The following is a 17137-nucleotide window of genomic DNA, read 5'->3' on the forward strand; positions in this document are numbered from 1 at the left end:
TATCCGAACTATTTGACTTGATAGCCGACGACTGTCAAGTGCTTTCCAAATCTGTCTGCGATTGCTTTTTCGTTTTGTTGACTAAGAGAAGCGACACCAGGATCTGTCGCTAAAACAAACCGAACGGCAAGACTTAGCTGTGTGGTGACTGCTTGATCACCAACTTTACCCGGAGCCCAAGTGGGTCCTTCGGCAATAACTCTAACAGCTTCCTCATCACATTCGCCTCCAATACCTCTGATGATTTCTACATCAGCTATCGTCCCGTCTTCTTTTACTTTGAATCCGACTACGACTGTTCCTTGTGTTTTTGATTCTCGGGCGCTATGGGGATATTTGATGCTCTTGGACAAATACTTATTCCACTCAAGAATTCCCTCTCTCGGTGATGGAGCTTCATCAACCTTACTGTGAATAATAAATCCCTCACGTACCGGTTGAGGGTTGGATTCCGAGTTTTCTCCAAATCGGACTACCACATTTTTACCTCCTTTCAAAGCCACCTCAATACTAGAAGGACTGCTGAAATGTGAAATCACCAAAATCGATTCTTCAGAAGGAACCTTCAAAGAAAAATTCCCCATCGTATCAGTGACAGTGCCGGTTGTGGTTCCTTTAACCAGGATTACAGCTCCAACGGCCTTTTCACCTTGCGCATTATTTACCCTTCCTTCTACCAGAAATTCAGAGGAAGTATTTTGTGAGACTCCATCTAATTGGTAGCCAAAAAAGGCCAGAAATAAAATGAAGACTTTGCATAGAATGGACTGTCTCATAACATTTAGGTTTAGGTTAAAAATATGTTTTCAATGGTTAATTACTTGTGACATTTGTTAATCATAGTGCAATCAATTGGTTTGAGTTTGATACCCGATAACGGCTATTTCTTGAAGCGGCGCTGAAGGAATGTAAGTTTTTTCTTCAATTCCATTTGAGGAAGTAGTGTTGGAAGCTTCCAGACTACCAAGCTTAAATCGGATCGGTAATCTCATCCGAGTGTTTACTGCTCTTCCACGTTGCCTGCCGGGTTCCCATCTTGGAGAATTTTGAACTACACGAACAGCCTCTTCATCAGCGCCTCCACCGATTCCTCTCAATATTTCGACATTACGAATTGATCCATCAGTTTGAATTTCAAAGACCACAATCACAGTCCCTTCAATACCCATTCTTCTAGCTTGTACAGGATAATTGAGATTTTTTCCAAGGTATTGATTCCACCCACTCATCCCACCGGGAGGATTTGGTTGCTGCTCTACGACATCAAATACCATGTTTGGGTCTTCAACATAGTTGGTTGGATTTTCAGCAGAATTGGATGGATTTTCATAGGGCGTTATCCTTAGATTTTCTACTGTCAGCGGAACCTCCATCACCTCAGGAAAATCATCCACCACGGCCGCTAGCGAAGGACTCATATCTTCTCGTTCACAAGAAAAAACGAAAAGCAACAATCCAATCGCTGGGATTAAGGTCAAAAATCGAAGCCTTTGCCAAGGTGTAGACTTGGATTTAGCCATCATGATAATCCGCTTCTTGGTCTGGAACTGATTGAAATTATTCATAAACTGCCAACCTGGTTTGGCTGTGATCAGCTGAAGCAAAAGCGTGGCATATTCTCTCGGTGCATATGCTGTAGTAACTCCCTGATCTGCTTGATATTCATGAATTTCCCGTAGGGATCGTTCGAAGATGTAGATCAGGGGATTGAACCAAAAGAACACTTTGGCAAAGTTCACCAACAACAAATCCCAGCTGTGACGAAGTCTGACATGCATGGATTCGTGGAGGATGATTTGTTTTTGCTCAGTATTCTCCGGGTTGAAATCCGGCATCAATATATAATCGAAGAATGAAGCAGGAACAAACTCAGGATGGATGGCAATGAAATGATTATTATGATAGACTTTTTTGGCTTTACCAATTTGTCTTTGGGAAATAATAAATCCCAACACCAGTCGGGCCGCTGTAAATACTGCTCCAAAAAGATAAACCCCCATAACTAGTTCTACCCATGATATCGAGCTATTTGCCTCAGCACTTACCTGATCTCCAACATAGAAAACAGGCAAGGTCATTTCAGACACCTCTGCTCCCAAACCAAAAAACTCAAGCTCTAGTAATGGAATCACTCCGGATAAAATCAAAAGTCCGAGAAGGATTGACCTATTCCAAGTGAAAAAGGTCAATCCGCTCAATAGAGCCCTATAGATCACCAAGGAAATCCCCAAACAAATGGACACTTCAACCAGATAAATCAATAGTGAATTCATTACTTCTTGGTGTTATCCATGTTCTTAATCAAACTCTGCAGTTCTTTCACTTCCTTGTCGGAAATATTTTTTTCCTTCACCATAAATGAAAGGAAATTACCAACAGACCCGCCAAAGAAATGGGTCACGAGCCTGTTGAAGCTCTTTTTGCTGTAATCTTCCTGATCCACGGCAGGCTTGTAAATATTTACCGTACCATACATCCTATGGGTGAGATAGCCCTTTCGCTCAATGTTTTTAATGGTTGAGGCTAAGGTGGTGTAAGGTGGCTTTGGATCTTGCAATTGATCCAATACATCTCTGATCAACAATTCTCCCTGATTCCAGAAGATTGACATGATCTGTTCTTCGTTTTGGTTAAGTTCTTCCATAAATGAAAGGTAAAAAAGGAAAATCTATTTTCCTACTTTCTTTTCGTATTTCTACGATAGGATTTTATTACCCACTTAAAAAAAGTCTCTATTTCTTGAAAAGAAAAAATCTAACTACTGATAATCAGTTAATTAATTTTAAAAAAAAATTGAATTAACCTTATAATAAAGAACGATCTGCTAATCATACTTCGCTTGAATAAGCAAGGACCTCGTCAAAACCGGAGTCACAGCAAAATATCCCAATACTTCCGGATTTCCGGAAACTACACGAATGTTGGTTTTTGGATTTTGGGGTGGAGGGCTGAAAAGACCACCATCATTGAATAGCAGATTCACCAACTGATTCAGATATTCATAAGCATCACGATTGAGTCTGAAAAGCTCCAATCTCACCCGATCTTTTTCTTTAAAAGTATAGCCTAATTCCAACCCGGCTTCAAAAAAAGCCAACCCAAACGTATCATCGAAGAGAAGGTAATCCCCTCGTTGATTTTTCAGGGTATCATTCTCGATGACTCGGATCCGGTAATTGTTATCTTTATTAAATGGAATTCTACCATATACTTTAACATAATATCCCTCGTCTCTGAACGGTCGTTTTTCTTCAAATCTCCAAGTAACACTATCTACTTTCGGTGGCTCAAGCATGACTCCCTCGGATATATAGACATTTTCCCTCCACCGGACATTGAGCCGATAAGTCTCCCCTACCACCGCTTTTTCGAGAGGATTGGTAGGTTTATAGGATTTTGTGCCACCCAGATATCTAAAAGGGACAACTTTATCTGTACCAGGAATAGTGATGAAAACTTCAGCATCAGAGATTGCCACCACTTCAGTAGAATCATAGTAATCTTTCGATAGCGTGATTTTAACGTCATTGAAGGATCCCTGATCCGTCCAATATGCTTCAATGGTTGGGATTTTATTGGATTTGGTTCCCAAAGGCAAAATCACCTCTTCCTGACAAGACCAAAATAAAACAGCCAGTAAAATCAAGGACAGTCTTTGCATCAGAATTTAAAGTTATAGGTGATAGATGGAAGGAAGGTGAACAGATAAGTCATGACTACACCCGGCCGTGCAGAGACTATATCCCCGTCTAGTCCGTCAAATGTGATATCATCGTTAAATACCTGTCGAAACTCATAAGCAAACGGATTTTTCCTCCCATAGAGATTATAAATACTGAAATTCCAGCTACCTCGCCATTTTCTACCCTTATCTGCATTCTTCCAAGTCACTGATGCATCCATTCTGTGATAGTCTGGAAATCTATCCAAATTTCGGAATTCGGAATACAAAGGAATGGATTGATTATCGACCCGATAGGAACCTATGGGGTAGGAAACAGCCTGTCCAGTCGTGTACAAAAAAGTAAGACCCGCAGACCAGCTGGATGAAAACTCATGGTTGAGAACTAAAGTCACATCATGTGGTCTGTCGAATCTGGGATTGTAAGCCTCTCCCAAACTCACTCCTTCGATTTTCCGCCAAGCACGGGACCAAGTGTATCCCAACCATCCCGTGGTCTTTCCAATATTTTTTCTGAGAAGAAATTCAGTTCCATATGCCCAACCTTTACCAGCTAGCAATTCCGTTTCCACCTTATCGGTGAATAGAACCTGTGCGCCATTTCTCAAGTCAATGACATTATCAAGGTCTTTGTAGTATCCCTCGATGGAAAGCTCCCACCGATCCTGATCAAAATTATGAAACAAACCCAACGAAATCTGATCACTTCTAACTGGTTCAATATATCTACCGGACAAGATCCAGCGATCAATTGGCAATCCGGCTGAACTGTTGGATGCGATTTGGATGTATTGAAAATTGCGATTATAGGCTGTTTTGACTGAAAAGAAGTCATTAATTCTATATCTGATTGCAATTCTGGGTTCAAGTCCCTGATAGAATTTCATATTTTCCAAGGTCCCAAACCTGAGTGAATCGGTAATTTCAACTCTGGGGCCTGGTACTCCTTCTCTATAAAGGTAATCCACACCATTCCCTACCTGATTATAAAGCCCCCATCGAAGTCCTCCTTCAGCACTTAATTTGGGAGAAATCTCATAAATGGCACTCACAAACAGATTATTCAACAATCCATTTTTTGGATTGGTGACGATAGGTGTAATTGCGCTTCCAGGCACTGGATCAAGATCAACTGGTGCAAAATGATAATACTGAGAATGTACACCCCAATTCAACTGAGTTTTAGAATTTGGTATAGCCGTCCAGATGGCTTTGACTCCGGATTCGGATAGCCTATTGCTCCACTCAAAACCATTTTCTGGATCATCAAACTCGACACTGTAATTGTATAAGGAATGGTAACCTTGTAAGTCAAAAAAGAATTTTTCTGATTTCACCCTACTCCAATTTATTGCGGTCACCCAATTGGTCCAGCCCAATCCAAAGGCTCTGTCCAGTCCTAGAAAATCACTACCCTGATAACTTGAAATAGATATTTTATCTTTTTCCCCCAATACAAAAGCAAGTTTCCCGCTCAAATCGTGAAAATTCAATTTGTTGTTTCGAATAGATTCATTTTTGGAAAGCCCAAGAAATATATCTGCATAGGTTCTCCTTCCACTAATGATAAAAGTGGAGTTTTTTCCAAAAAGTGGTCCGTCGACAGTTAACCGAGAAGAGACACTTCCGATCCCTCCTTCACCTCGGATTTGCTGATTATTTCCCTCCCGAAGCGAAACATCGATTAAAGAAGCTGCCCGTCCACCGAAAGATGCGGGCATATTACCTTTGTAGAGGTCGACGCTTTTCAACCCATCAGGATTGAAAACTGAGAAAATTCCGAAAAAATGGGATGGATTATAAACAGGGGCACCATCCAGCTGAACCAAATTTTGATCCGCTGAGCCACCCCTAACAAATAGTCCTGTAGTCCCCTCACCTGCCGTCTGAACTCCCGGTAAAAGCTGTAGACTTCGAAATAAATCCACCTCTCCAAACAAGGCTGGGATATTTTTGATGGTCTCGATCGGAACAGAAGCCTTTCCCATCTCCATATTTTTCAGCTGCTCATCCGGTCGTCGCTCCTGAATGATGATCTCATCAAGGGACATCGCTTCCGGCTTAAGAAAAAATCGAATTGGTTTTTCAGCGTCTTTTTGATTTATAGATCGAACAGATCGCTCATAGCCCACATAGGAAATCACCAATTTTCCGGGAAAAGTTAAGGAAGGCAGTTGAAACTTTCCGTCAAGATCAGTTACCACACCAGAGGAGCTATTTCCTTCCCAATACACATTGGCGCCGATCAGCGGTGTAGAGTTACTTACATCCAAAACTTCCCCAAAAATAAACTTCAGTTCCTGAGAGTGCGCCTGAAGGCTTGAGCTCATCAGTAAAAACAGGATCAGAATTCTCAAAAGGGACATGCAGCAGAAATTGAATCAGAATATGCTTGGCCAACGGCCGCTGAAAATTAATGTTTGTTAATTCTGTCAAAAGTTTCTTTAACTGAACACCAACTTTAGAAACTCATCTTTCAAAGTTAAGTTAAATTCCTAATTTCGAATCATGATTTGGGCATACCCTGATATCAGACTCACCCTATTGTTGGCTGGAGTCTTTGTACTCCTTTACTTGCTTTATCTGACAAGATTTTGGTCCATCAACCGGCGGTTGAAAGTGGAAAAGCAGCGCCTATTGACAAAATTATTTCTTCGTCTCGCTTATTTCGTGCTTTTCTTAATCGCTTTTGCGGGTCCATCAATTGGAAATGCTTTTAAAGAAGTGAAAGAAGAGGGAAAAGATATCTTCATAGCAATAGATCTTTCTCAATCGATGAATGCAACCGACATCGGACCAAGTCGACTGCAACGAATCAAATTTGAACTGAAAAACTTGATCAAAAGCTTTCCATCGGACCGTATTGGATTGATCATTTTCAGTTCTGAAGCATTTATGCAATGTCCCCTGACTTTTGATCAGGCCGTCATTCAGCTTTACATCGATGGGTTAAATACAGGCTTGGTTCCCAACGGGGGGACTGATATAGCAGCACCACTTCGAATGGCTTTGGATCGATTTCTCAAGGAAGAAAGTCAAGAAGTAAAAGCCAAATCAGTACTCTTAATTTCGGATGGAGAAAACTTCGGGGATGGTTTTGATGCCATTATATCTGAATTGGCAGACAATAATATAAAAGTGTTTTCACTGGGTATCGGAACCCAGCAAGGAAGTCAAATTCCCAGAGGAAATGGTGTGATAATCGATCCGGCAACAGGTACTCCAGCTGTAACAAAACTGGAAACTCAATCCCTTAGATACGCAGCTTCTGAAACCTCAGGTGAATATTTTGAAATATCCGATGAGGCTCAGCAAATTGGAGATTTAATTTCGGCCATTGATAGACTTGAAGGTGGAGTAGCAAATACCAGAATGGTAGAGGCTAGTTCCAATAAATATTTCTACTTTTTGCTGGCGGCATTGAGTTTAGCGCTGCTGGATATGATTTTACCCATTAAAACGATCAAACTCTGATGAGCTGGAGCAAATGGATTTTGACGGTGTTTTTGATTATTCCCAGTTCATGGACTAGGGTGTCACGGCTTAATACAGCGATTAAAACAGCTGAAAAAAGTTATGCTGAGGCTAAATACGAGCAATCTGTAACTGATCACATGGTGTTGGTCAATGAATTTGAGTCTAAATCGCCTGAGTTAAGTTTCGATTTGGGATTGAGTCATCACTATTCAGAGAAGACTGATGAGGCACAAACTTGGTACGATCAAGTGACCCAAAGTCCAAATAAGATGCTGGTATCTTTTGCATTTAACCAAGGCGGAGTTTTACTCGGAAACAAAAAAGAATATCAGGCGGCACTCAGTAAATTCCAATCCGCACTCATTAAAGATCCAACTAACGAGCAAGCCCGATACAACTACGAAATGCTCGCAAGATGGCTTCAACGCGATGAGGAACGAAAAAATCAGGATCAAAACAAGCCCGAACCATCCGAATTTGCGAAGCGAAAGAAAGCTGAGGCAGATCGACTTGTGGAACAATTCCGATTCAAAGACGCTTTAAAGACTATGGAAGAAGCACTGGCACAGGATTCTACTGTAGCCGCTTACCAAGATTTTATAACTACACTTCAGGAGGTGGTGCAGATTGATGAAAACTGACAATAACCAAAATTTCAGATTGGAGATTATGAATCTGAAAGGAGAAGGAAGGCCGAAGACAGGAGGCCGAAGTAGGTCGGAGAGTGGAAAATCGAGAATTAATCCATTCCTTGGGTTTAATGGTTTAAAACCTTTCAGTAAGTTTAAAATCACCACATTTCCGTTTCTCCTCTCTATTTGCATCTTTTTTTCAGGCGAATTAAAGGCACAGAGTGCCGGAGATTTCTTCAATCGAGCGGCAAGATCATATGTCAAAACTGATAAGGAAAATGCCTTAAAAGAAGTAAATCAAGGTTTGGGACAATTTCCCAACGATGCCAAATTGAAAGCTTTAAAAGAAAAACTGGAGAAAGAGCAAGAAGACCAAGACCAAGATCAAAAGCAAGATCAAAAACAACAGAACGACCAAAATCAAAGTCAGGATAGCCAAGGCGATAAAGACAATCCATCAGACCAAAAAGACGGGGAAAAGTCAGACGAAGACAAAGCCAAAGAAGGTCAGGAAGGTAAAGATCCTTCCCAGCAAAGTGAGGAAGCTGGCGAAAACGCAAATGATCAAATGGATGCCAACCTCGCTGATAGACAAAAGAGAATGGAAGAAATGCGGGAAAAGCTAAAAAGCATGAACCTCACTCCTGAGCAAGCCGCTCAAATTCTGGAGTCTCTCAATGCAGCTGAACTACGCTATATACAAGAAAATAAAAAGAAACCGACACAAAGACCTAAACGGGGATTGCCTGATTGGTAAAACAAGTCCGATGTTGGATGACCGATGTTGGATGAATCATCGGTCATCGGTCACCTAACATCCAACATAAATAAAACCCAAATAATCATGAACAAAGAAGTCTATATCGTATCCGCAGTCCGAACACCGCTTGGAAGTTTTGGCGGAAGGTTGTCCTCCTTGACAGCCATTGAGCTTGGAAGCATTGCTATCAAAGGTGCTCTTGCTAAAACTGGGGTCTCATCAGAGGAAGTGAATGAAGTATTTATGGGAAATGTGATTTCCGCCAATCTCGGCCAAGCACCTGCACGACAAGCAGCCATTGGTGCCGGAATCGGTTACAATGTCCCATGTACCACAATCAATAAAGTCTGCGCATCAGGAATGAAAGCCGTGATGCTTGCAGCACAATCCATCATGCTTGGAATCAACGATGTGGTTGTAGCAGGGGGAATGGAAAGCATGTCTAATGTCCCCTATTATGTTCCAAAGGCCCGATTTGGATACAAATATGGGAATGCAGAGATGGTAGACGGTTTGGTGAAAGATGGACTCTTTGAAGTCTACTACAAATTCCCAATGGGAAACTGTGCAGATAATACGGCCAGAGAAATGAACATCACTCGCGAGGAGCAGGATGCCTATGCAATCCAATCTTACAAGCGCTCAGCTGAGGCTTGGGAAAAGGGAATGTTCAAAGACGAAATCGTACCTGTAGAAATGCTGGGTAGAAAAGGAGAAACCATTCTGATCGAGGAAGATGAGGAATTCAAAAACGTCATGTTTGACAAGATTCCTTCCCTCAGACCAGTATTTGACAAAAACGGAACCGTAACCGCTGCAAATGCATCCACCATGAATGATGGTGCTTCTGCCTTGATTTTGGTAAGTAAAGAAAAGGCTGAAGAATTAGGATTGAAGCCTTTGGCAAAAATCCGAGGCTTTGCCGATGCAGCAACTGATCCGATTTGGTTTACTACCGCTCCTGCTTTGGCTATTCCTAAGGCACTCAAGCATGCTGGAGTTTCAGCTGATGAGGTTTCATATTATGAAATCAATGAAGCCTTTGCGGCCGTTGCAATCGCAAATCAACGGGAATTGCAACTGGACAATGATAAAATAAATGTTTTTGGTGGGGCTGTTTCTCTTGGCCATCCACTTGGAGCATCTGGTGCCAGAATTATCACTACGCTTAATTCTGTCCTTCACCAAAAAGGTGGAACTATCGGTGTTGCAGGTATCTGCAACGGTGGTGGAGGAGCTTCGGCAATTGTGATTGAGAAGATGTAATATGCGATCGTGAAATCAAAAAAACTGCAACTGATCATTGGTTGCAGTTTTTTTAGTTTAAGTTGATTCCAATTGCTAATCCCAGCCATGGTTTATTCTGGTAAATCCAAGAACTTCGGTTGGAGTCAATCAGGTTATCCCAGCCCATACTTAAACCCATCGTAAACTTGTTGAGGGCAAAGATCGCTGCAAGGCCCATGGATAGAACAAGCCCTTCGTATTCCAATGATACCCTACCCTTGGTAGTTGTTGGGTCAACAATTGAATTTCCAAATCCTAAGAATCCGCCAACAGAAACTCCAAAATGATCTTTATTTAATTTAATTTTCCCTAAGGGATTTGTCTCTTTACCGTCTATTTGATAATAGTCCAATCTGTAACCGAAATAGGCTGCTCCATTTAACACCCCATTGAGCTGAGCAGGAACTTGAGAAGTTTTGGGTCTAAATTTCAAAGGGATGACGATCAAATCCAAATCAAAGGTTCTTTTCACCAAATGTATTTCCCTAGAAAATTCAGGATTGGACATGTTGATGGAAAATTTAGGTATTTCAGCTTCGCTCACGATCCAATTTTTATTTACCTTTTCTGCGGGAAAAAAGTCGAAAGTTTCACCATCTTTTTCCACATAAAAGAACTGTTCTTTCTCACCTTCGATTTTTGACCAATAAACTTCATCTCCCAAAGTATATTTAGCAGAATTGGAGATGCTTGCGCAGGATGTCCCCAAGAATCCAAGCGCAAGGACTCCAGCAAAAATTCCAAATCGCTTTTTTGGACTTAAACGAAATAAACAGGTATACATAGACATATTTGTTCCTTTATCGAGGAAACCCCGAAGTAAACTGCATTTCCAACTTCTCTTTTCCTCCGATCACAAACATCGCTTCTACTCCAGGTAGTCTTTCGGCTAGGATCTTGGCTTTCTCAGGTCCCATTGCCATAAAAGCTGTTGCAAGCGCATCTGCCTGGGTGGCTGACGGTGCTAAAACTGAGACCGAAACCATGCTATGGCTTACAGGAAACCCTGTTTTCGGATCCAAAATATGCGCCCTACGATTCCCTGCCTCATCGATGTAAAACTTACGGTAATTTCCAGAACTGCTGATCGATCGATTGTCTAATTCCACTTTGGTCAACATTGAGCTGGTGATTCCCATTTCTGCTTTAGCAGGATCTTCCACTCCAATCGTCCAGACAGTTTTTCTCGAATTCAGACCCTTCGCTTTCATCTCACCGCCGATTTCCACCATATAATCCGAGATCTGATTTTTCTCGACTACTTCCACGAGTTTGTCAATAGCATAACCCTCTCCCAGCCCGGTGATATCAAGCATTACTCCAGGTTTGGCAGCGAAATAACCGGAATCAGTGGACAAAATCATTTGCTCAAAACCAATTAAACTTACCAAATCAGCCACTTTTGCCGAATCCATTTGCTCTTGCTGCTCAAAAGAAAATCCCCAAGACTTTAATAGAGGATAAAGAGTTGGCTCGAAATATCCCTCGGACATTCGGTGATACTTTACCGTCGAATCCATCATGTCTTTGAAGGTGAACGATGGTTTAATCAGTTTACCCGTTTGGTTGAAACTTGAGATTTCAGAATCTGGAACATAGGAGTTAGAAGCAACATTGATCAAATTAAATACAGAATCAAATTCCGTCTGAAGATCCTTACCCATATCAGCCACTTGAATACGATAGTAAGTTCCAAATATTTCTCCTTCGTAGGTTTTAAAGGTCTTTTCCTTTTCTCCACAGGAGGTAAAAAACACAAAGGCAATCAGTAAATAACTCAGGGTGAACCTCATAATCGAAAGATTGAAAGTTGAAATAAAAGACTTCATCTTGGTGCCTAACAAATTTTTATCAAAAGTAGTCAAATTGATTTCCTTCACCGTTAATTTCCCATGAAGTCAATAATTCCATTTTTGGATTGCTAACTTTCACCTTTCGAATACCTGAAAAAATGATCCGACAAAATAGCAATACCATACATTTAGGTTTATCATTCATATTAATTCTTGGCACTTTTTTGCAAAGTTTTGGACAGGATACTATTAGAACCTATTATGATGATGAGTCGCTTCACATCAAGGAAATTCTTACCAAAATCAATGGGAAAGCCGAGGGTGAAGTCCGACTTTTCGATATCAATGGGAATTTGATTTTGATCGGAAATCTAAAAAATGATCAGCGAAATGGATTTTTTTATGATCTGGATCCGGAGACAGGAGATACTGTCAGAGTAGTAGAGTTTCGAAACAACCTCCGAGAGGGAAAAGCACTGAGTTACTATCCAGGAGGTGCTTTGAGTCAGGAATCAAATTTTGTCAATAATCAACTCGAAGGTTTGGTAACCTCCTATTTCGAGGATGGTCAAATCCGTGATCGGACCACGTTCAAAAACAACAAGCCGAATGGTCTTTCGGAAGCTTTGTTTCCTGATGGAAAACCTAAAACCAAAATTAATTTCCTTACTGGGCAGTACCATGGTCCCTATGAGGAATTTAATGAAAATGGTCAGGTGGTCTTCCGTACCAACTATGCTAAAGGGATCATTGATGGCAAAGAAATGCAATATTTTCCCGACGGGAAGATTAAGGCCCTTCGCGAATTTCGATCCGGTCAGCTGAATGGAAGCTATGAATTAAACTATCCTGACGGAAAGCCAGAGCGTAGAGGAATATACAAAAATGGTTTGCCTGAAGGAGAAATGATCGAATATTTTCAGGATGGTTCAGTTAGGATGAAGGCGATTTATCAAAAAGGAATTCCAAAAATGCCCATCATCTATTTTTATCCGAATGGGTCAGTAAAACAACGAGTAACTTTCAATAGTCAAGGAGATAAAATTTTGGAGGAAAATTATTTTCAAAATGAAAAAATGATTTCTTCAGTCCGGTTTGTCAATGAGCTGGAAGAAGGTGAAGTAAAGATTTTCAGAGAAGACGGCAACCTTCAGGAAATCAGACACTATTCGAAAGGAAGGCTAAATGGAATTCGGGAGCTTTACGATGAATTTGGCAAGTTGGTTGAAACCGAGATTTGGGAAAAGGGAAATAAAATCAATAAATAAATCTGAAGTCTAAGGCAGTGGAAAGTCATTTTTCTATTTTTGCCAAAACGATTTTCAAATGAGCAACGCCATTAAAGAAACCCATTTCAATTTTCCCAATCAGGTGGGTTTTTACAAAGGTAAAGTGAGAGACGTCTATATCTTTGAGAAGGAATTGGTTGTGGTGGCATCCGACCGAATTTCAGCGTTCGATGTAGTCTTGCCAAGAGCTATTCCATTTAAGGGTCAGGTATTGAATCAGATTGCAGCAGGTTTTCTTCGAGCTACTTCGGATATTGTGCCGAATTGGGTGACGGCCACTCCCGATCCAAGCGTCACTATCGGTAAGCGTTGCGAACCCTTCAAAGTTGAAATGGTAATCCGAGGCTACCTCGCAGGTCATGCTGCCAGAGAATATAAAGCTGGAAAGCGGATACTCTGCGGAGTTTCAATGCCTGAAGGGCTTAGGGATAACGATCCATTTCCGACACCAATCATCACTCCCACTACTAAAGCATCAGAAGGCCACGATGAAGACATCAGCAGAGAAGATATCCTTGCTCTGGGAATCGTAAGTGAAGCTGATTACCTAGTTTTGGAAAAATACACCAAAGCACTCTTCAAGCGAGGTCAGGAAATGGCAAAGGAGAAAGGATTGATTTTGGTGGACACCAAATATGAATTCGGGAAATTCGGGGATGAAATCCTATTAATTGACGAAATTCACACTCCGGATTCTTCCCGCTATTTCTATGCGGATGGGTATGAAGAAAATCAGGAAAAAGGCATCGCTCAAAAACAATTATCCAAGGAATTTGTCAGGCAATGGCTGATCGCGAATGGATTTCAAGGAAAAGATGGACAAACCATACCGGAAATGACGGATGAAATTGTAGAAAGCATCTCAGATCGCTATATTGAGCTTTTCGAAAAGATCACCGGAAATCCATTTGTAAAAGGAGATATTAAAAACATTGAATCAAGAATAGAAAAAGCAATTTTGGCGCATTTAGGCCAATAATACCAACTGAAAATTACTATGAAATCGAGCCTGCCTGAGGCAGACAGCCATGACTCAAGCTTCCAAAAAGATTGGTTGTCAGTATGCGAGATTCTCCCGATCCGCCGCAGCGGACGGGACAGGCTAACTTTCCATTTAAAACAATCATAAAAAGATGAAATACACCATTGATAAGAAAGAGCAATACGTAGTTTTTGCTCCTCTGGAAGAAAAAATAGATTCACTTCTTGCACCAAAGTTGAAGTCTGAACTACTGACCATACATGCGGAAGGATATGCAAATATTGTATTGGATATGAGCCAAGTGAAATATGTGGATTCAAGCGGATTGAGTGCATTGTTGGTTGGTGACCGGGAGTTTGGCAGGAATGGAGGAATATTCATCATTTCCGGCGTTCAAGATCATGTGATGAAGCTGTTGAAAATCTCCATGTTGGATAAAAAACTGAATTTAGTGACAACGCTGGAAGAAGCTGGAGAGGCTATTTTCATGCATGAAATTGAAGGAGGCGAAGACGAAGACGAAGCTTGATCCCTGATTTTGAAGTCACGATATTAGGAAACACATCTTCCATCCCTGTGCATGGAAGAAATCACACTGCCCAAGTCGTAAGGTTTGGGCAGGAGTGTTTATTATTGGACTGTGGCGAAGGCACACAAATTCAAATGCGCAAGTTCAAAGTTAAATCTTCCAGAATCTCGCATATTTTTATCTCCCATTTGCATGGGGACCACTATTTAGGTTTGATGGGGATTCTGTCCAGCTATAACCTTTCTAAACGCACCAAAGCTCTTACTATCTTTGGACCCAAAGGTTTGGATGAGATCATCACTACCCAGTTTCGCTGGAGCAATACCAAACTCACTTACCCCCTCACTTTTGTCGAAACCAAACCTGAGGGTTTAAATATTTTACTGGATCATCCAAGATTTACGGTTCATAGTTTCCCTTTAACACATCGTCTTCCCACTACTGGTTATTTGATAACAGAAAAGGAAGGGCTCAGGAATCTTAGGAAAGAAAAGCTTCAAGAAAAGAGAATTCCTCTTGCTGCGATTCAAAGCCTGCGAAATGGTAAAGATTATGAAGATGAAAATGGCAATCAGTTTTTGGTCAGTGATTATACCCTTCCCATACTCCCTTTGAGGAGTTATGCCTATTGTTCAGACACATGTTTTGAACCCAAGCTTGCCAATTATCTCAAAAATCCAACTTTGCTTTACCACGAATCTACATTTATGGAAATGGATGCGGCACGTGCTGTGGTAACTTTTCACAGTACCGCAAAACAAGCTGCTGAAATGGCTAATTTACTGAAAGCAAAATCATTACTTTTAGGACACTTTTCCTCTCGCTATGTGGAATTGGAAGAAATGCTGAATGAAGCAAAAACTGTCTTTGCTCAATCAGAGTTGAGTGAAGAAGGAAAAACTTATTCCATTTTGCCCTGAACTAGCCAAATGAATAAAATTCAGCAAAGCCGAAAGACAAACCTTTTTATTATTCTTGGATCGATCTTTTTGACTAATGCGATCCTTGCAGAAATCATCGGAGTGAAGATTTTCTCGGGGGAAAAAACGTTGGGATTTAATCCTGTCAACTGGACTTTCTTTGGAGAATATGTCTTGGATTTTAATCTCACTGCTGGGGCGGTGATTTGGCCCATTGTTTTTATTACTACAGATATAATCAATGAATATTTTGGGAAAAAGGGCGTCAAGAAGATCAGTTTTATTACAGCGGGACTGATTGCATATGTTTTTGTGATTATTAGCATAGTTACCATTTTAGTACCTGCCGACTTTTGGTTGGATGTCAATTCTCAAACACCCACCGGCGATGGATTTGATATCAATTATGCGTTTAACACAATTTTTCGACAGGGACTAGGAATCATTGTAGGATCTTTGACCGCATTCTTATTGGGACAATTGATTGACGTATTTGTATTTCAAAAACTGCGGGCAGTGACCGGTCCTAAGATGATTTGGCTTAGAGCGACTGGTTCTACTTTGGTATCTCAGTTTTTTGATTCATTTGTAGTCCTTGGAATTGCTTTTTATGTTTTCGGTAATTGGAGCATCAACCAAATTATTGCGGTCGGCTTGATAAATTACTTTTACAAGTTTACAGTAGCGATTTTTTTGACTCCACTCCTTTATGTTGGCCACGGATTGATTGATAACTATCTGGGAAAAGAACTAGCAGAGAATATGACTAAAGAAGCGAGTGAGGATCGGTCATTTTTGTAGAAACAGAGGAAAATTTTAATGATCTATTCTAATTTAAAACATGGATTGAAGGATTTCAAAAAAAAGCAAAGATCCGTTTAAACTTTTTAATGGCTTGGAATTAGCTTTTAAAACATTCGTGAGATTGTTCCATAAGCATAAAATCTAAAGCCATGAAATCTGAAATTATCAATGAACGGAAAAAATTACTCAGATCGATAGAGAATATTCTTGAAGCACCAATGATTTTTTTAGGCTTTGTTTGGCTTGTTCTATTGATTATCGAACTGATATGGGGCATAAACAAGATCCTTGAATATATAAGTCTCAGCATCTAGGGATTATTCATTATTGATTTTCTGATCAAGATCATTCTCGCTCCAGAAAAACTCGCATTTCTCAAAAAAAACTGGTTAACAACCATTTCCCTATTCATTCCAGCTTTGCGTGTATTTAGGATTTTTAGTTTTGTTAGGCTTCTGAGAAGTTTACAAGGATTAAGGCTGGTGCGACTCGTTTCTTCGATCAACAGAAGTTTACGAAGCTTAGGAAAAACGATGCAACGCCGTGCTTTTGGGTATGTTATGATTACAACTTTGATCGTCACATTTACCGGAGCAGCGGGTATGTTTGCTCTTGAAAAAACAACTCCGGGCTTCACCAGCTATTGGTTGTCACTTTGGTGGACAGCATTGAGAGTAATTACCACAAACAATGAATTTAGCCCCTCAACTCCCGAAGGTCGGGGCTTAGGCTTCCTGATTTCGGTTTTTGGATTTAGCATATTTGGATACTTTACGGCCACCTTTGCGACTTATTTTATCGGTCGTGATGCTGAAGAAGTAGATGCCCCCATTGCAGGGGCAAAGGAAATTAGAGAGTTAAAATCAGAAGTGATTGCGCTTAGAAAGATTATTGAAAGACAAATTTCAGGGTGATTTATAAGGCTAAAAAAACTTCACAAGCCAAAAAATTAATTTTTAACTGAATAAAAATTAACTTTAAC

General features: G+C 40.6%; 17 protein-coding genes. 10 read left to right on the top strand and 7 right to left on the bottom strand.

Features of this window, described 5'->3' with window-relative positions; genetic code table 11:
• Positions 1 to 8: 8 nt before the first annotated feature.
• The 5 genes from ACK4HU_RS05385 to ACK4HU_RS05405 all read right to left on the bottom strand — a co-directional run bounded on the left by ACK4HU_RS05385 (position 9) and on the right by ACK4HU_RS05405 (position 6048).
• Positions 9 to 776 (bottom strand): TonB family protein, encoded by a 768-nt coding sequence (locus ACK4HU_RS05385; protein ID WP_409804024.1) that lies wholly within the window; start codon positions 774 to 776, stop codon positions 9 to 11.
• A 72-nt stretch (positions 777 to 848) separates the two neighbouring features.
• Positions 849 to 2273, bottom strand: coding sequence for a TonB family protein (locus ACK4HU_RS05390; protein WP_409804026.1), 1425 nt, complete (start codon positions 2271 to 2273; stop codon positions 849 to 851).
• Positions 2273 to 2644, bottom strand: coding sequence for a BlaI/MecI/CopY family transcriptional regulator (locus ACK4HU_RS05395; RefSeq protein WP_409804028.1), 372 nt, complete (start codon positions 2642 to 2644; stop codon positions 2273 to 2275). The genes ACK4HU_RS05390 and ACK4HU_RS05395 overlap by 1 nt, the downstream gene beginning before the upstream one ends.
• 180 nt (positions 2645 to 2824) lie before the next feature.
• The gene (locus tag ACK4HU_RS05400; RefSeq protein ID WP_409804030.1) at positions 2825 to 3661 is read right to left on the bottom strand and encodes a DUF4249 domain-containing protein; all 837 of its coding nucleotides are present in this window, start codon (positions 3659 to 3661) and stop codon (positions 2825 to 2827) included.
• Positions 3661 to 6048: a TonB-dependent receptor gene (locus ACK4HU_RS05405; RefSeq protein WP_409804032.1), complete on the bottom strand. Its 2388-nt coding sequence runs from the start codon at positions 6046 to 6048 to the stop codon at positions 3661 to 3663. The genes ACK4HU_RS05400 and ACK4HU_RS05405 overlap by 1 nt, the downstream gene beginning before the upstream one ends.
• Positions 6049 to 6190: 142 nt before the next feature.
• On the opposite strand from ACK4HU_RS05405, the gene ACK4HU_RS05410 reads away from it, so the two are divergent.
• From ACK4HU_RS05410 to ACK4HU_RS05425, 4 genes are all read left to right on the top strand, one after another.
• Positions 6191 to 7156 carry a vWA domain-containing protein gene (locus tag ACK4HU_RS05410; protein ID WP_409804034.1) on the top strand — a complete coding sequence of 322 codons (966 nt, stop codon included), beginning with the start codon at positions 6191 to 6193 and terminating at the stop codon, positions 7154 to 7156.
• Positions 7156 to 7800, top strand: a complete 645-nt coding sequence (locus ACK4HU_RS05415) for a hypothetical protein (protein ID WP_409804036.1) — start codon at positions 7156 to 7158, stop codon at positions 7798 to 7800. The genes ACK4HU_RS05410 and ACK4HU_RS05415 overlap by 1 nt, the downstream gene beginning before the upstream one ends.
• Positions 7790 to 8548, top strand: a complete 759-nt coding sequence (locus ACK4HU_RS05420; protein WP_409804038.1) for a hypothetical protein — start codon at positions 7790 to 7792, stop codon at positions 8546 to 8548. The genes ACK4HU_RS05415 and ACK4HU_RS05420 overlap by 11 nt, the downstream gene beginning before the upstream one ends.
• Before the next feature lie 87 nt (positions 8549 to 8635).
• A complete protein-coding gene (locus tag ACK4HU_RS05425; protein WP_409804040.1) occupies positions 8636 to 9817 on the top strand; it encodes an acetyl-CoA C-acyltransferase in 1182 nt (393 codons plus the stop codon).
• A 52-nt stretch (positions 9818 to 9869) separates the two neighbouring features.
• On the opposite strand, the gene ACK4HU_RS05430 is transcribed toward ACK4HU_RS05425, so the two are convergent.
• On the bottom strand, positions 9870 to 10622 hold the full coding sequence (locus tag ACK4HU_RS05430) for a hypothetical protein (protein ID WP_409804041.1): 753 nt from the start codon (positions 10620 to 10622) through the stop codon (positions 9870 to 9872).
• A gap of 16 nt (positions 10623 to 10638) precedes the next feature.
• Complete coding sequence (locus ACK4HU_RS05435; RefSeq protein WP_409804043.1) at positions 10639 to 11631, bottom strand: FAD:protein FMN transferase; 993 nt, start codon at positions 11629 to 11631, stop codon at positions 10639 to 10641.
• 158 nt (positions 11632 to 11789) lie between these two features.
• Here ACK4HU_RS05435 and ACK4HU_RS05440 point away from each other — a divergent pair, with 158 nt between their 5' ends.
• From ACK4HU_RS05440 to ACK4HU_RS05465, 6 genes are all read left to right on the top strand, one after another.
• A complete protein-coding gene (locus tag ACK4HU_RS05440) occupies positions 11790 to 12899 on the top strand; it encodes a toxin-antitoxin system YwqK family antitoxin (protein ID WP_409804045.1) in 1110 nt (369 codons plus the stop codon).
• Positions 12900 to 12957: 58 nt separating this feature from the next.
• Positions 12958 to 13899 (top strand): phosphoribosylaminoimidazolesuccinocarboxamide synthase, encoded by a 942-nt coding sequence (locus ACK4HU_RS05445; protein WP_409804047.1) that lies wholly within the window; start codon positions 12958 to 12960, stop codon positions 13897 to 13899.
• A 154-nt stretch (positions 13900 to 14053) separates the two neighbouring features.
• Positions 14054 to 14431 carry an STAS domain-containing protein gene (locus ACK4HU_RS05450; RefSeq protein ID WP_409804049.1) on the top strand — a complete coding sequence of 126 codons (378 nt, stop codon included), beginning with the start codon at positions 14054 to 14056 and terminating at the stop codon, positions 14429 to 14431.
• Positions 14428 to 15351 carry a ribonuclease Z gene (locus ACK4HU_RS05455; protein ID WP_409804051.1) on the top strand — a complete coding sequence of 308 codons (924 nt, stop codon included), beginning with the start codon at positions 14428 to 14430 and terminating at the stop codon, positions 15349 to 15351. Before ACK4HU_RS05450 ends, ACK4HU_RS05455 begins: the two co-directional genes overlap by 4 nt.
• 9 nt (positions 15352 to 15360) lie before the next feature.
• Positions 15361 to 16152, top strand: coding sequence for a queuosine precursor transporter (locus tag ACK4HU_RS05460; RefSeq protein ID WP_409804053.1), 792 nt, complete (start codon positions 15361 to 15363; stop codon positions 16150 to 16152).
• A 329-nt stretch (positions 16153 to 16481) separates the two neighbouring features.
• Positions 16482 to 17069, top strand: coding sequence for an ion transporter (locus ACK4HU_RS05465; RefSeq protein ID WP_409804319.1), 588 nt, complete (start codon positions 16482 to 16484; stop codon positions 17067 to 17069).
• Positions 17070 to 17137: the final 68 nt, after the last annotated feature.

It is taken from the genome of Algoriphagus sp. (assembly GCF_046296635.1).
In the GTDB taxonomy this organism is placed as follows: domain Bacteria; phylum Bacteroidota; class Bacteroidia; order Cytophagales; family Cyclobacteriaceae; genus Algoriphagus.

Coding starts and splice junctions, on each gene's coding strand:
- ACK4HU_RS05385 (WP_409804024.1), bottom strand. CDS start 776: ATGAGACAGTCCATTCTATGCAAAGTCTTCATTTTATTTCTGGCCTTT.
- ACK4HU_RS05390 (WP_409804026.1), bottom strand. CDS start 2,273: ATGAATTCACTATTGATTTATCTGGTTGAAGTGTCCATTTGTTTGGGG.
- ACK4HU_RS05395 (WP_409804028.1), bottom strand. CDS start 2,644: ATGGAAGAACTTAACCAAAACGAAGAACAGATCATGTCAATCTTCTGG.
- ACK4HU_RS05400 (WP_409804030.1), bottom strand. CDS start 3,661: ATGCAAAGACTGTCCTTGATTTTACTGGCTGTTTTATTTTGGTCTTGT.
- ACK4HU_RS05405 (WP_409804032.1), bottom strand. CDS start 6,048: ATGTCCCTTTTGAGAATTCTGATCCTGTTTTTACTGATGAGCTCAAGC.
- ACK4HU_RS05410 (WP_409804034.1), top strand. CDS start 6,191: ATGATTTGGGCATACCCTGATATCAGACTCACCCTATTGTTGGCTGGA.
- ACK4HU_RS05415 (WP_409804036.1), top strand. CDS start 7,156: ATGAGCTGGAGCAAATGGATTTTGACGGTGTTTTTGATTATTCCCAGT.
- ACK4HU_RS05420 (WP_409804038.1), top strand. CDS start 7,790: ATGAAAACTGACAATAACCAAAATTTCAGATTGGAGATTATGAATCTG.
- ACK4HU_RS05425 (WP_409804040.1), top strand. CDS start 8,636: ATGAACAAAGAAGTCTATATCGTATCCGCAGTCCGAACACCGCTTGGA.
- ACK4HU_RS05430 (WP_409804041.1), bottom strand. CDS start 10,622: ATGTATACCTGTTTATTTCGTTTAAGTCCAAAAAAGCGATTTGGAATT.
- ACK4HU_RS05435 (WP_409804043.1), bottom strand. CDS start 11,631: ATGAGGTTCACCCTGAGTTATTTACTGATTGCCTTTGTGTTTTTTACC.
- ACK4HU_RS05440 (WP_409804045.1), top strand. CDS start 11,790: ATGATCCGACAAAATAGCAATACCATACATTTAGGTTTATCATTCATA.
- ACK4HU_RS05445 (WP_409804047.1), top strand. CDS start 12,958: ATGAGCAACGCCATTAAAGAAACCCATTTCAATTTTCCCAATCAGGTG.
- ACK4HU_RS05450 (WP_409804049.1), top strand. CDS start 14,054: ATGAAATACACCATTGATAAGAAAGAGCAATACGTAGTTTTTGCTCCT.
- ACK4HU_RS05460 (WP_409804053.1), top strand. CDS start 15,361: ATGAATAAAATTCAGCAAAGCCGAAAGACAAACCTTTTTATTATTCTT.